General features: G+C 68.2%; 14 protein-coding genes. 6 read left to right on the top strand and 8 right to left on the bottom strand.

Annotation, left to right across the window (positions count from 1 at the left end; all coding sequences use genetic code 11):
* Positions 1-36: 36 nt before the first annotated feature.
* Positions 37-816, top strand: coding sequence for an IclR family transcriptional regulator (locus J2W14_RS00555; RefSeq protein WP_307456865.1), 780 nt, complete (start codon positions 37-39; stop codon positions 814-816).
* A 94-nt stretch (positions 817-910) separates the two neighbouring features.
* Positions 911-2,101: a 4-hydroxybenzoate 3-monooxygenase gene (locus J2W14_RS00550; protein WP_307456863.1), complete on the top strand. Its 1,191-nt coding sequence runs from the start codon at positions 911-913 to the stop codon at positions 2,099-2,101.
* 40 nt (positions 2,102-2,141) lie between these two features.
* On the opposite strand, the gene J2W14_RS00545 is transcribed toward J2W14_RS00550, so the two are convergent.
* The 3 genes from J2W14_RS00545 to J2W14_RS00535 form a co-directional block, all read right to left on the bottom strand.
* Complete coding sequence (locus tag J2W14_RS00545; protein ID WP_307458239.1) at positions 2,142-3,914, bottom strand: ABC transporter permease; 1,773 nt, start codon at positions 3,912-3,914, stop codon at positions 2,142-2,144.
* A gap of 38 nt (positions 3,915-3,952) precedes the next feature.
* Positions 3,953-5,020 (bottom strand): ABC transporter ATP-binding protein, encoded by a 1,068-nt coding sequence (locus tag J2W14_RS00540; RefSeq protein ID WP_307456861.1) that lies wholly within the window; start codon positions 5,018-5,020, stop codon positions 3,953-3,955.
* 91 nt (positions 5,021-5,111) lie between these two features.
* The gene (locus tag J2W14_RS00535) at positions 5,112-6,212 is read right to left on the bottom strand and encodes an extracellular solute-binding protein (RefSeq protein ID WP_307456859.1); all 1,101 of its coding nucleotides are present in this window, start codon (positions 6,210-6,212) and stop codon (positions 5,112-5,114) included.
* A 324-nt stretch (positions 6,213-6,536) separates the two neighbouring features.
* Here J2W14_RS00535 and J2W14_RS00530 point away from each other — a divergent pair, with 324 nt between their 5' ends.
* The gene (locus J2W14_RS00530; RefSeq protein ID WP_307456856.1) at positions 6,537-6,929 is read left to right on the top strand and encodes a nuclear transport factor 2 family protein; all 393 of its coding nucleotides are present in this window, start codon (positions 6,537-6,539) and stop codon (positions 6,927-6,929) included.
* Positions 6,930-7,010: 81 nt separating this feature from the next.
* Here J2W14_RS00530 and J2W14_RS00525 read toward each other — a convergent pair whose 3' ends face one another.
* A complete protein-coding gene (locus J2W14_RS00525; RefSeq protein ID WP_307456853.1) occupies positions 7,011-7,445 on the bottom strand; it encodes an acyl-CoA thioesterase in 435 nt (144 codons plus the stop codon).
* An 83-nt stretch (positions 7,446-7,528) separates the two neighbouring features.
* Here J2W14_RS00525 and J2W14_RS00520 point away from each other — a divergent pair, with 83 nt between their 5' ends.
* Positions 7,529-8,566, top strand: a complete 1,038-nt coding sequence (locus J2W14_RS00520) for an FAD-dependent monooxygenase (RefSeq protein ID WP_307456851.1) — start codon at positions 7,529-7,531, stop codon at positions 8,564-8,566.
* 23 nt (positions 8,567-8,589) lie between these two features.
* On the opposite strand, the gene J2W14_RS00515 is transcribed toward J2W14_RS00520, so the two are convergent.
* The 3 genes from J2W14_RS00515 to purB all read right to left on the bottom strand — a co-directional run bounded on the left by J2W14_RS00515 (position 8,590) and on the right by purB (position 11,292).
* On the bottom strand, positions 8,590-9,093 hold the full coding sequence (locus tag J2W14_RS00515) for a GNAT family N-acetyltransferase (protein ID WP_307456849.1): 504 nt from the start codon (positions 9,091-9,093) through the stop codon (positions 8,590-8,592).
* 94 nt (positions 9,094-9,187) lie between these two features.
* Entirely contained in the window at positions 9,188-9,853 is a 666-nt protein-coding gene (locus J2W14_RS00510) for a histidine phosphatase family protein (protein ID WP_307456847.1), read from the bottom strand.
* A complete protein-coding gene (gene purB / locus J2W14_RS00505) occupies positions 9,850-11,292 on the bottom strand; it encodes an adenylosuccinate lyase (protein WP_307456844.1) in 1,443 nt (480 codons plus the stop codon). The genes J2W14_RS00510 and purB overlap by 4 nt, the downstream gene beginning before the upstream one ends.
* A gap of 159 nt (positions 11,293-11,451) precedes the next feature.
* On the opposite strand from purB, the gene J2W14_RS00500 reads away from it, so the two are divergent.
* Both J2W14_RS00500 and J2W14_RS00495 read left to right on the top strand, forming a co-directional pair.
* Positions 11,452-11,811 carry a hypothetical protein gene (locus tag J2W14_RS00500; protein ID WP_307456842.1) on the top strand — a complete coding sequence of 120 codons (360 nt, stop codon included), beginning with the start codon at positions 11,452-11,454 and terminating at the stop codon, positions 11,809-11,811.
* Positions 11,811-13,241, top strand: a complete 1,431-nt coding sequence (locus J2W14_RS00495; RefSeq protein ID WP_307456839.1) for a hypothetical protein — start codon at positions 11,811-11,813, stop codon at positions 13,239-13,241. The genes J2W14_RS00500 and J2W14_RS00495 overlap by 1 nt, the downstream gene beginning before the upstream one ends.
* A gap of 57 nt (positions 13,242-13,298) precedes the next feature.
* Here the strand turns inward: J2W14_RS00495 and J2W14_RS00490 are convergent, their stop codons facing one another.
* Complete coding sequence (locus J2W14_RS00490; RefSeq protein ID WP_307456836.1) at positions 13,299-13,685, bottom strand: phage holin family protein; 387 nt, start codon at positions 13,683-13,685, stop codon at positions 13,299-13,301.
* Positions 13,686-13,745: the final 60 nt, after the last annotated feature.

Genomic DNA, 13,745 nt, shown 5'->3' with positions numbered 1-13,745 from the left:
AGTTGACGTAGGATCCATTCAACGGAAGTGACGGCGATGGCTAATTCGGGCACCGGGGATTCCGTGGTGGACCGCGTCGTCCGGGTGATCTCGGCGTTCCCCGAGGGCGTCACCGTGCTGCCCCTCTCCGAACTCGCGGACCGGGCCGGACTGCCGCTGAGCACGGCCCACCGGCTGGTCCGGCAGCTGGCCGGGCACGGCCTCCTGGAACTGGGCAGCGGGGGATCCGTCCGGCTGGGCCTGCGCCTGTGGGAGCTGGTCAACCGGAATTCGCCCACCCTGGCCCTCCGCCAGGCGGCCATGCCCTTTATGGAGGACATCCAGCAGGTGCTGAACCAGAACGTGAACCTGGCCGTGCTGGAGGGCTGGGAGGCACTCTTCGTCGAGCGGCTGTCCCGCCGCGGCTCCGTGGCGAACCGGGCCCAGGTCGCCGGACGGATGCCGGTGCACGTGTCCTCCGCCGGGCTGGCGCTGATGGCCAACCAGCCGGCGCCGGTCCAGGCGGAGTACCTCCACCAGTTCCACGATCCGGCCGGCAAGGTCCGGCCGGAGGATCTCCGCACCCTGCTCCAGGAGACGGCCGCCCACGGCTTCGCGCAACTGGCCGGCGTCGTGGACCCGGACACCTGGGGGATTGCCGTCCCCGTGCGGGACGCGAAGAGCCGCACCGTGGCCGCGCTCGGCGTCGTCGTACCCCTGCGCGAGATGCGGCTTCAGGCGCTGGTTCCGGCCCTGCAGACGGCTGCCCGCGGGATCGGCCGCCAGCTGCTGGGAGCGACGGCGTCACCCGCCTTCCATTCAGCGGAATCCGTGTAACGCCCATCACGTGCCCGGGCGCACACTGGAGCCAGAGAACCCACACGGCCCCCGACGCCCACCAGTCCGGGCCCCGCAACGAAGCGAGGACACCATGGCAAACCGCAACGTCATCACCACCCAGGTCGCCATCATGGGCGCCGGCCCGGCAGGGCTGATGCTCTCCCACCTGCTGGCCCGACAGGGCATCGAATCCACCGTGATCGAGATCCGCAGCCACCAGGAAATCTCGGAAACCGTCCGCGCGGGCATCCTGGAACACGGCTCCGTGAAGATGCTTGTGGACAGCGGCGTCTCGGACCGGGTCCTGCGCGACGGCGACCGGCACGACGGCATCGAGCTGCGCTTCAACGGCGAAAGCCACCGGATCGACTTCCAGGACCTCGTCGGCGAGTCGGTCTGGCTCTACCCCCAGACGGACGTCTTCCTCGATTTAGCCGCCCGGCGCCAGGCCGACGGCGGCGACGTGCGCTACAGCGTCACCGACACCACCATCCATGACCTCGAAGGCACGCCGAAGGTCTGGTTCACCGACGCCGACGGCGTGGAATGGGAGCTGCAGGCGGACTTCATCGCCGGCGCGGACGGCTCGCGCAGCCACAGCCGATTCCAGATCCCGGAAGTCCGGCGCAAGTGGTACTTCCATGAGTACCCGTTCGCCTGGTTCGGGATCCTGGCCGAAGCCCCGCGCAGCTCCGACGAACTGATCTACGCCAACTCCGAGAACGGCTTCGCGCTGATCAGCCAGCGGACCGAAACCGTCCAGCGGATGTATTTCCAGTGCGACCCGAACGAGGACGTCAACAACTGGAGCGAGGACCGGATCTGGGACGCGTTCCGCAGCCGGGTCAACGGCAACGGCTTCGAGCTCAAGGAGGGGCCGGTCATCGACAAGACGGTCCTGAAGTTCCGCAGCTTCGTGCACGCCCCGATGCGGCACGGCAAGCTGTTCCTCGCCGGCGACGCCGCCCACACCGTCCCGCCGACCGGCGCCAAAGGCCTGAACCTGGCACTGCACGACGTCAAGGTGCTCTTTGAAGGCCTCGACAGCTTCTACAAGACCGGAAACACCGTGCTTCTGGATGCCTACAGCGACCGCGCCCTGGACCGGGTCTGGAAGGCCCAGCAGTTCTCCTACTGGATGACGTCCATGCTGCACACCCCGGTCGATGCCGACGACTTCGCCCGCGCCCGCCAGCTCGGCGAGCTCAACTCGGTGGTGTCCTCCCGGCACGGCCGGGCCTACCTCGCCGAGGCCTACACCGGCTGGCCGGGCGCGCACTGATTCCGGGCGCGCACTATCACCGGGGGTGCCCGCGGGCTAGCTATGGGACGCGCACCGATTCGGCCGGCGCCGCTTCGATCAGGGCCGGCGTCGTGCTCCCCTTGTCACCCGTGCCTGCCCTCCCGGCTCGGGCGGCCTTCCGGCCCGCCCGGCCGTAGACCAGATACATCGTCACACCCGTGATGACCATCAGCAGCACCGTGTAGACAAAGGTGTTGGAGACCCCGTCGACACCATCGGCGCCGTCGGTGTTGGCCTTGATCACCAGGCCCAGGGGCTGGTACAGCGGGTGGGCCAGGAAGATGGCGGTGTCGTAGTCGTCGAGCATGCTGTTGAAGTTGAGCGCCGTGATCGCCGCGGCTGCCGGCAGGACGATCGGCAGCAGGATCCGGCGGAACACGTACAGCGTCTTGGCGCCCATAATGTTGGCGGCTTCCTCGAGCGAGGAGTTGACCGAGGTGAAGGAGGCCTTGAGCATCCGCAGGGTGAACGGGATCTTGACGGTCACGAAGGCGATGAGCAGGATCACCGTGGTCCCGGTCAGGACGGCGCCGCCCACCAGCGGGTTCGGATGGTCGTAGCTGAGGATCAGGCCCAGGGCGAGCAGGGCGGAGGGGAGGATCCACGGGATGTGGAGGAGGTACTCCACCACCGACGTCACCCAGTTGCGGTACTTCTGCAGGAGCCGGGCCACGAAGAGCAGGCCTCCGACGGCGATCAGCGCGGCCAGCGCGCTGTAGACGATGCTGATGATGAACGGCCGCAGGCCCGAGGGCTGGGTGAGGACCCGGATGTAGTTGTCGAAGGTCAGGCTCGCCGGCAGCAGCTGGCCGGTCTGGATCGCGGCGCCGTCGGCAAAGGAGAACACCACGATCAGCACCACGGGCAGCGTGTAGACGGCGAACAGCAGGTACGCGGCGGCGTGGACGAGAGCGTTGGCCACGGGGTTGCGGATCTGCTGCTTCTGCAGTCCGGACGAGACTTTCGACACCGAGAAGTACGTTCCGCCCTTTTCCAGCCGGGTCATGACCGCCAGCATCAGGATGGTGGCCACACCGAGGATCACGGCCAGCAGGGCGGCGAGGTCCCTCGACGTCGGGCTGTTGCTGAAGGTGAGAATCATTGGCGTGATGGTCTGGAACTCCCGGCCGCCGAGAACCTGCGGTGCGCTGAGCGCTCCGAGACCGGTCAGGAACGAGAGGACGGTGACGGCGAAGAGCGTCGGCTTAAGCATCGGCAGGACGATACGCCGGAGGATGGTCCAGGTGGAGGCCCCCATGTTCCGGGCCGCCTCGATGGTCTGGTAATCCACGCCCTTCAGCGCGTTGGTGACGAATAGCATGTGGTTCGTCGTGGTGGCGAACGTCATGACGGCCAGGACGGCAAAGAAACCGGAAAACCAGCCGGGATCCATGCCGGGAAACAGCCCCACCAGGAAACCGGTCACGATGCCCTTGTCCCCGTAGATGAATTTGTAACCGGCCGCCAGCACAATGCCGCCGTAGATGAAGGTGGTGGCGTAGCCGAGAAACAGCACCTTGGAGCCGCGGATCCTGAAGTACTGGGTCACCAGCACAATGAAGATTCCCACCACGTTGACCGTGATCGACAGGGCGACCGCCAGCAGGAAACTGTTGCCCAGGGATTTCATCGCCCGCTGGGAGGAGAAGAGCTTCTCGGCGGCGCGCCCGGAGAAGCTCCCGTCCGGGAAGAAGGTCTGGATCAGCACATTGGCATTGGGCCAGACGAGAAAGGCCGCAATGAACCAGGTCAGCACGACCCCGACGATCAGGACTGCGGGGGAGCGGAGCATGCTCCGGATGCTCGCGCCGTTCGAGCCGCCCGCCGTGCTCACAGGCTGGTCACTTCCTGCAGGCGGTTTCTGAGTGAGACACCTGTCTCCGGGTGGTACTGGAGGACGTGGGAGGGCTGGACGTACACCGTGGCCTGGCTGCCCGTGGCGGGATGGGTCCCGCCGTCCTCTTTGACCAGCAGCCGGATATCGGCGTCGTGGCAGCGGACGATGAACCGGCTGTGCAGGCCGTGGTAGGTCTTCGAGACGACAGTTCCCTGCACCGGGACGGACGAGCCGTTGCCGCCGGCGGGATCCAGCGATGCCTTTTCCACGCGGAGGTAGGAGTTGGCCGTGGGATCGAGGACGTGGCTTGACTGCCGGTTCAGCTCCTCGACGAACGCGGCCGTCAGGCGTGAACTGTCCCCGATGAAATTGCAGACGAACTCGGTGGCCGACTCGTCGTAGATGCTCTGCGGAGTGCCAATCTGTTCCACCACCCCCTTGTTGAAGACGGCCACCCGGTCACTCATCGCCAGGGCCTCGTCCTGGTCATGGGTGACGTAGACCGTGGTGATGCCGAATTCGCTTTGAAGATCCTTGAGCTGCTGCCTGAGCTGGTGGCGAAGCTTGGCGTCCAAATTGGAGAGCGGCTCGTCGAGCAACAGGATCTTGGGCTGCAACACGAGCGCCCGGGCGACCGCGACGCGCTGCTGCTGTCCGCCGGACAGCTCCGCCACGTTTTTGCGCAGCTGGTCCTCGGAGAGGTCAACCCGCCGGGCGATATCGCGGACGAGGCGGTCACTTTCGGCCGGCTTCTCCTTGCGCACCCGGAGCCCGAAGGCGATGTTCTCCCACACGCTCATGCTGGGGAACAGGGCATAGTTCTGGAACACCATGCCGACCTGGCGCTTGTCGCTCGGGAGCCGGGTGACAGCCTTGCCGTCGACGTAGATCTCGCCGGCGGACGGCTCGATGAATCCCGCCAGGGTGCGGAGCGCGGTTGTCTTTCCGCAGCCCGAGGGTCCAAGCAGGGTGAAGAATTCCCCCGGTTCTACCTGGAGATCAAGGCTGGGGATGGCGGTGAAGTCGCCGAAGGTGACTTCGATGTTCTCGAAACGGATCATGGCAACCTGTCCTTGGCTGGCGTCGAAGCGGGGTGTCCGACGGAAAAAGCCCGGGCTGCAGCCGGCTGGCCGGCTGCAGCCCGGGCTCGGGTCAGCTCATGTATTCCAGTTCGATCTTTTCCACCCAAGCGCCCATGTTCTCCTGCACGAAGGTCCAGTCGATGTCCTGCTGTTTGAGCGTGTTGAAGAATTCGACGACCTCGGGCTTGGCCGTGGCCACGGCAGCCTTGTTCACCGGCATGGAGTTGAACTGCTGGGACCACTCACCCTGGGTCTTCGCGCTGCCGAACCAGTCGATGAACTTGAGGGCCTCGTCCTGCTTGTCCGTTCCCTTGACCAGGGCGACCTGCTCGATGGCCAGCGGTACGCCTACGGACGGCATCACGGTCGCCACATCGACGCTGAACGACTTTTCACGTTCGAGAATGATTGAGGAGGGCATCTGTCCCATGTCCGTGTCCCCCGCGGCGATGCGGGCGAACAGGTCGGTCTTGGCCACGGCCGGTGTTCCGTTCTTGAAGTACGCTTCCACCTGCTTCCACCCCTCGTCCGAGACGCCCAGGTCGCCGGTCTCGTCCTTGTACCGCGTCAGGATGCTGGCGAAGACCAGCTGCGCGGTGGCCGTCCCGAGGCCGGTAACCCGCTCGTAGCGGGATTTGAACTTGTCCTGGGTCCACAGATCGGTCCAGTCCTTGGGCGCTTCGTCCGCGCTGAACTTCTCGGTGTTGTAGCCGAGCAGGATGGCCTGCTGGACCAGCGGCCAGTACGCCTTGCTCTCGGACGGGTCGCCCTTGGCGGCGTCGACTTCCGCGGACCAGGCGGGCGTGAACGGTGCGATGGCGCCGGCCGCCTTGACCTGCTCGAAGTACATGTTGTTGAGCCCGAAGGCGACGTCCGCGATCGGGTTGTTCTTCTCCGCAATCAGCTTGTTGGTGGCGTCCGCGCCGCCGGCGCCGACGATCTCGATCTTAAAGCCGGCTTCCGCAGCCTTCGCCGTCAGCCACTCGCCACGGCCTTCACCGTTGGAATTGGTGTAGACGATCAGTGTTTCGCCGGAGGGCGGTCCCGAGGGGGCGACGGCGGCGGGCCCGGTAGCTGCTTCGGACGCGGCGGGGGCTGCGGCGCCCGCTCCACAACCGGAAAGAAGGGCGACGGCGACGGCGCCGGCAACCATGGTTTTCAATCTGCGCACGAGTGAGACTCATTCCTGAACGGGGCCGGATGGCATTTGTCCGGCCAGCCTATAGCGGACGGCGCCGGATTGAGCGGTAATGGCTATCAAATCGATGAAATAGCCCGACCTTGGCCACCGAGTCTGGTGCGTCCGTGTGAACGTCCGGCGCCCGCGGCGTCAACACGCGGTGAACATCCGGGGGCGCCCGGCTTGACTGCAGGTGCGCCGGACTCGCACCCGGCCGTAATGAGGGGATCCATCGACATGCCCCCGGTCCAGGAATAGCCTTAAATCGTCCCAACAACCCGACAACCCGACAAAGATGACGGAGAGGTGCCCGACATGGGAGCCGCAGAAAATGCTGAACTGGTCCGGCGTGGGTACGAGGCCTTCAACGCAGGCGATATGGCGACCCTCAGCGAGTTGTTCGCGGAGGACGCCGTCTGGCACGCTGCCGGCAGCGGTGTGCTATCGGGAACCAAACAGGGGCGTGATGCAGTCCTGGCGTACTTCGGTGAACTGGGAGCTCGCACACAGGGTTCGTTCCAGGCCAATGTCCAGGACATCGTCGGCGGGGAAAACCACACGGTAGCGATCCAGCAAACCCGCGGAGAAAACAACGGCAAGACTCTGGACCTGGCCACCGTCATCGCGTTTGTGGTCCGCGGCGGAAAGATTGCGGAAGGGCGGGAGTTCTCCGAGGACACGGCCAAAGGCGACGACTTCTGGACCTGACAGGACCGCCACTGCCGTCCGCAACGGAGGCAGGCGACGATCCGTGTCCGCCCGGAGCAGGACCCGGGGCCAGAGCCTCCCCTAGTCCTCCTCGAGCGTCTCCGTCAGGTGGTGCGTCGGGATCCGGTCCCGGTCATAGGTGATCTCGGTGTACCCGTGCGGTGCGGGCTTGCCGCGCGGATCGAGGTTCACAAAGACGATTTCCTCGATCGTGAGGATGCTCTGCCGGGTGATCATGTTGCGGACCTCGGCGCGCATGGTGAGCGAGGTCCGCCCGAAGCGGGTGGCCGTGAGCCCCATTTCGATCAGGTCGCCCTGGACGGCCGAGCTGACGAAGTTGATTTCGGAGATGTACTTGGTGACGGCCCGGCCGTTGCCGAGCTGGAGGATGGCGTAGATCGCCGCTTCCTCGTCGATCCATTTCAGCAGGCTTCCGCCGAACAGCGTGCCGTTCGCGTTCAGGTCTTCGGGCCGCACCCACTTGCGGGTGCGGAAGGTGATGTCGGCCGGTTCCATAGTGCGAGATTAGCCGACGGCGGCGCGGCCCGCGGGAGTATGACGGGATCCCCCACAGCCGGCACCGGCCGTAGACTCTGGGCATGGACGCTCTCTCGGTCGTCGGCGGCGGCATCGCGGGACTGGCGCTGGCGGCATGCCTTGACCCCAGACGCTTTCAGGTGACCGTCCACGAGCGGCGGAACGAGCCGCCGCAGGTGGAGACGTCCCTGGCCATGTGGCCGGAAGCCCAGCAGGCCCTGGACGAAGTGGGGATTCTCCCGGCCGTCCGGGCAGCCGGTTCCGTTTTTGGCGGGATGGCACTCCGGGACGGATCCGGGGCCGTTCTGTTCACGGCCCGGGCACCAGGCATCATCGGGGTTTCACGTGCGGACCTGCTCCGGCTGCTGGACGCGGCGGTGCCGGCCCCGGTGGCCAGAGCCTACGGCCCGGTGGCATCACTGCCGCGTTCGGGCCTCGTCGTCGGCGCCGACGGGGTGCACAGCATTGTCCGCCGGAGGCTCTGGGGCGAACGCAGTAGGGCCAGACTCAGCCCCTATCTTGCGCTGCGCGGCATCATCGACGAACCGGTGCCGCCCGGCGGCGGAGGTGAATACTGGGGGCGCGGGCAGCTGTTTGGCATCACTCCCGCGTCCCGCGGCCGGACCTACTGGTACGCCTCCTACCGGTCGGGGCTGGGGCCCGGCGGCATCGATGTCGGGGAGGCCCTGGCGCTCACCCGCGCGCGGCTGTCCGGCCGGGCTGCAGGCATAGACCGCGTCCTGGCGGCCGCGACGCCGGGGCAGACGCTGGCACAACGGGTCTGGACGGTGCCCTTCCCCGGCAGCTACCAGCGGAACGGTGCGGTGCTGGTGGGGGATGCGGCGCACGGCATGACGCCCAACCTGGGGCGCGGCGCCTGCGAGGCGCTGATCGACGCCGTCACACTCGCGGGACTGCTCAACTCCCGCCCCGTCCCGGAGGCCCTGCGGGCGTACAACCGGCGGAGGCTGCTGCGCAGCCAGGCTTTACGCGTGGCGTCCTCCGCCATGGCACGGCTGGCACTCGCGGAGACTGCCCAGCCCCTGCGCGACGGGCTGCTGCGGCTGACCGGCAGGCGCGGCGGCGCTGCTGCCGGCTGACGGGGGCAAACGCAGTACCCCGCCTAGGCCATGGCGGTGTGGGCGGCGCTGTGCGAGTCGATGGCTTTCGAGTAGCAGTAGGAGTGCTCCACCCCGATGTACGGCCCGAAGTTCGGCACCGGGACAAAGCCGGAGTTCTGGTAGAACTGCCGGCCGTCAGTCTGCACCGAGCCGGCCTCGGCGGTGATGGACGTGATGCCGAGGCTGTGCGCGTGCGCCTCCAGGGCCGCGAGGATGGAGCTGGCCACCCCGGAACCACGGGTGTACGGGAGCACGTAGAGCCGCTTGATCTCGGCAGTGTGCGCGTCGAGGATGCGCAGGCCGCCGCAGCCCACGGGCTGACCGGAGGCCTTGTCGTGGGCGACGAGGAACACGGCCGTGTCAGCCTCCGACGGCGGCGGGCCGGGTTCATGGTCGCTAGTGCCGAAGCGGGCGTCGAGTTCGGCCTGCTGGGCTGCACGGAGATCCGCGCCCACCGGGTTGGCCCAGGTGACCTGCCGGATGTTGAGCCGCGGGTTGGTCTGCATGGCTGCCTCGCTTCGCCGAAGGGTTATGCAGATCAACGGTAGGCACCGCCGGTTTCGGCCGTGTTTCCTGCGCGTTAGGGTTCGGAGAATTCAGCTACAGCGTGCCGCCGGCCGGGTCCTCCGCCGTCGGGTCCAGCAGTGCCAGGCCGCCGACCGGACTGTCGTCCCAGTGGATAAGTCGCCAGCCGGCGTCGGGATCCCCTTCCAAGGCCACAATCCCGGTGTTGGCGAGGCCGTGGCGGGCGGCGAAGCCGGCCTCCACGTTGCCGGCCCGAAGGCCCGCCCAGACGCGGATCGCGGCGCCGTGGCTGACCACGGCCACCGTCGAGGTGTCGCCGTCGGCCGCGGCGGCGATCCGTGTGATCGAGGCGTCGTAGCGTTCGAAGAAGTCGTGCCCGCTGGGCCCGGCCGGCATCCTGCGGTGCAGTTCCCCGGCCGCCCAGCCGAACACGGTTCCAAGGTAGCGCAGGTGCGATTTCTTGTCGGTGAGCTTCTCCAGGGACCCGGCCTCGATCTCCCGCAGGCCCTCCAGCACCTCGATCTCCAGGCCGCGGACGGCTGAAAGCGGCGCGGCCGTGATCTGGGTGCGGATCAGTGTGGAGGCGAAGAGAAGGTCGATCTGCTCATTCGCCAGGGACCGCGCCAGCGCGGCGGCCTGCCGTTCGCCGAGCTCGGTCAGCCCGGGGCCCGGGTGGGCGGTGTCCAGTTGGCCCAGGACGTTGCCGGGCGTCTGGCCGTGGCGGATGAGCAGGAGCCTCATGCGAGGTGGTCCACCAGCTTGTCCGCGATGCCGGTGTACCTGCCGGGGGTCAGGGCCAGCAGCCGGGCTTCGGCGTCCGCCGACAGGCCCAGGCTCTGGACGAATTCCCGCATCCTGGCGGCGTCGACGCGCTGCCCGCGGGTCAGGTCCTTGAGCCGCTCGTAGGGGTTTTCCATGCCTTCGACGCCGGCGATGGCCTCGGCGCGCATGACCATCTGGATGGCTTCGCCCAGGACTTCCCAGTTGGTGTCGAGGTCCGCGGCCAGCACGTCCTCGGCGACCTTCAGGCGGTCCAGGCCCTTGGCCACGTTGGAGATGGCGAGCAGGGAGTGGCCGAAGGCGACGCCGATGTTGCGCTGCGAGGAGGAATCGGTGAGGTCCCGCTGCCAGCGCGAGGTGACCAGGGTGGAGCCCAGGACATCGAACAGCCCGGAGGAGATCTCCAGGTTGGCCTCGGCGTTCTCGAAGCGGATCGGGTTGACCTTGTGCGGCATCGTGGAGGAACCGGTGGCGCCGGCGACCGGGATCTGCACGAAGTAGCCGATCGAGATGTAGCTCCAGATGTCCGTGCAGACGTTGTGCAGGATCCGGTTGAACCGCGCGACGTCGGCGTACAGCTCCGCCTGCCAGTCGTGGCTTTCGATCTGCGTGGTCAACGGGTTCCAGCTCAGGCCCAGGCCTTCAACGAAGCCCTTGGCGACGTGCTCCCAATCGGCGCCCGGGACGGAGGCCACGTGGGCCGCGTAGGTGCCGGTTGCGCCGTTGATCTTGCCGAGATATTCAGTCCGGGCGATGCGGTTCAGCTGGCGGGTCAGGCGGTGCGCGATGACGGCCAGTTCCTTGCCGAGGGTGGTGGGGGTGGCCGGCTGGCCGTGCGTGCGGGAAAGCATCGGCACGGCCCGGTTGTCCCCGGCCATGGCGCTGATCTGCGCGACGAGCTGCCGGGCGGCGGGCAGCCAGACGTCCTCCACGGCGCCCTTGATGCCCAGGGCGTAGGAGAGGTTGTTGATGTCCTCGGACGTGCAGCCGAAGTGCACCATGGCGGTCAGGTGTTCGATGCCGATCCCCGGCAGGCGGCGGCCGATGTAGTACTCGACGGCCTTGACGTCGTGCACGGTGACGGCTTCGATGTCCGCCAGTTCGGCAACCGAGCCGGCGTCGAATTCGGTGACGATGGCGCGCAGCTTCTCCTGCTGCTCGGCAGTCAGCGGCCCGGCGCCGGGGAGCACGTTGTTGCCGGTCAGGTGGATGAGCCATTCAACCTCGACGGCGACCCGGTCGCGGTTGAGGGCGGCCTCGGAGAGGTAGTCGACCAGCGGCGCGACGGCGGACTGGTACCGGCCGTCCAGCGGGCCGAGCGCGATCTGTTGTGAGGACGCGGCGAGGGCCAGGCGTCCGGACGGCGTGCGGGTATCGGCTGTGGCGGCAGTTTCAGGCATGCTCCGATTCTTTCACGAAGTCCCGCCGGGCCTTAAGCGCGCTGATCCATGTGACTTCCGGCCGGGTTCCCCGGTGCTCACTGCGGTTTCACCGGCAGTTGTCCACATGGCCGGGCGGGGGGCTTCAGGCCGTGGGCGGGGGTCCCTAAGGTCGGTGACATGACCAGCGGGAGCGCCGATACCAGCGCCCACACCAGCAACAGCCCCGGGGGCGGCGGGGCGTCCGCGGGGGGTGTCCTGGCCTCTGATGCCGGGGCGTGCGTCTCGCGCAGCTACGAGGTCCAGCAGCTCGCCGCCCGGGTGGCCGCCTGCGCAGACCACACCGACGCTGTGCTGGCTGGCCTGGCCCGCGTGGAACTGCAGAGCTGGCAGTCCCCTGCGGGACGGGCCTACCGGACTGCGGTGTCCCTGCAGGCCGCCTCCCTGCGCCGCAGCCGCGCAGCCCTGCAGGAGGCCGCTGCAGCCGTGCTCCGCCATGCTCGGAACGTGGCTCTGTCCCCGGGGCGGCCGGGGCCCTGATGGCGGAGGTGTCACCGGCCGGTTCCGGGGGAGCCCCCGTCCCCGCCGCTCCGGTGGACGGGATGCTGCGGATCCGGGGCGGAGTGGGCGGCCTCAGTTTCTCGTTCGAGGAACTGCTGGCGGGAGCCTCTGCGCTGGACGGCCTCGTCCGGGAACTGGCTGCCGCGGAGGCGGAGGGAGAACGGGTGCGCCGCGCGCTGTTCCCCTACCAGTCCGACTCGTACGCCTCCGGCAGTGCTGCGATTACCGCCGTCGGGGAGGGAGCCCTGGCCCTCGGCCGCGTCCGGGCAGAGCTGGAGCGTCTCTGCAGTGAGGTCCGGGCGAGCCACCGGGAGTACGAGTCCGCCGAAGCCAGGAACACCCTGCTCCTGCGGATCGGCCGGGCCGGCCCCGGATACGGGCCGCTGTGGGGTCTGGCCGGCCTGCCGCCGCTGACCGTCCGCGACACGGTGGAGGACGAGTTCTCGCTGGCGCCCGGAAGGCTGGCGCTGCTGCTGGGCCTGCCGGCCGGCGCCCCGGCGGCAGGGGGACCGGCGGGCGGTGTTCGGGCCGTGATCCGTGGATTGGCGGACGAGCCGGGACTGGACTTCCTGCGGCCCCGGCCCGTCCGGATCGCGGGCCGGGAGACCCGGACGGAGGAGGTCGATGTCTCACCGGCCGGGCTGCTGCTGCGGGCCGGGGACGTCGGCCGGAACAGCGGCGAGATCGAGGTCCTCCGGCTGGGGGAGCGCGGCAACCGCGCCTGGGCGGTGGTCATCCCCGGAACGCAGCTGGACGGACTGCCGCAGGGCACCAATCCCTTTGACACCGCCGGGATCGCAGAGGGCCTCGGCTACGATTCGGCCGAGACCGCCGCGGCCATCCGTCAGGCCCTGGCGGAGGCCGGCGCCGAGGCGGGCGACCAGGTGGCCGCCGTGGGCTACAGCCAGGGCGGTATCCACGCCATGAACCTCGGCCGGGACAAGGCGTTTCTGGCCGACTACGAGCTGAAGTTCGTGCTCACGGCAGGTTCCCCGGTGGGCGGGATCGAGCCAGGGCCAGGCACCGGCAGCCTGCACCTGGAGCACGAGCAGGACTGGGTGCCCGGGGCGGACGGGACGCCCAACCCCGACCTGAAGGACCGGGTGACCGTCACTTTGACCGCCCCGGTCCCCGGACACGAATGGCTGGAGCCTGGGATGGGGCCCGGCCACGCCATGGACCGCTATGCCGACGGCGCCCGGGACGTTGCGGCCAGCGAGGATCCATCACTCCGGGCTTCGACCGCCGCGCTCGCGGCCGTGGTCGGCGCGGGCGGAACCGCCACGGTGAGCCGCTTCTCGCTCCGGCGCGAAGCCATGCCGCCCCAGCGGGGAGCGCCTGTCGCCCCGGGGCCGAGGCGCAGTCCGGGAGGAACTTCCCCGGATCCCGCCCGGCGGCCCGCGGCCTAGGGACCTGTTCCCGACCTTCGTTCCCGGCCCGGCCCGCGCCGGGGTTCCGGGGCGACGTCATCGGTCGAGCGCGGGGAGGAAGCTCGCCACGAGGGACACCGCACTGATAATGAGGGCGGCGAACACCGCCGTCCAGAAAAAGCTGTCGATGGTGAAGTGCACGGTGGTGTAGCTGCTGATCCAGGACGTCAGATACAGCATCCCCGCGTTGATGACAACCGTGAAAAGGCCCAGCGTGAGGATGGTGATCGGCAGCGACAGGAGGCTGACGATCGGCTTGACGAAGGCGTTGACGAGGCCGAAGATCAAGCCGATGAACAGGTAGCCCAGGATGATGCTGAGGGTGCTGTTGCCCGCGGTGGAGATATCCAGGCCGGTGAGGATCCAACACGCGATGGCCAGGGCCAACCCGTTGACGATGACTCGTACGATGAGGGAGCGCATGGGCCCATGCTGTCACAGGCCCGGCGGCAGCGGCAGGGACCATATCCCCCTCTTGCGGCA

This window comes from Pseudarthrobacter oxydans, from assembly GCF_030812335.1.
In the GTDB taxonomy this organism is placed as follows: Bacteria; Actinomycetota; Actinomycetes; order Actinomycetales; family Micrococcaceae; genus Arthrobacter; species Arthrobacter oxydans_B.
The sequence above is the reverse complement of the archived record's forward strand: the minus strand, read 5'-3'. Positions and strand labels throughout refer to the sequence as shown.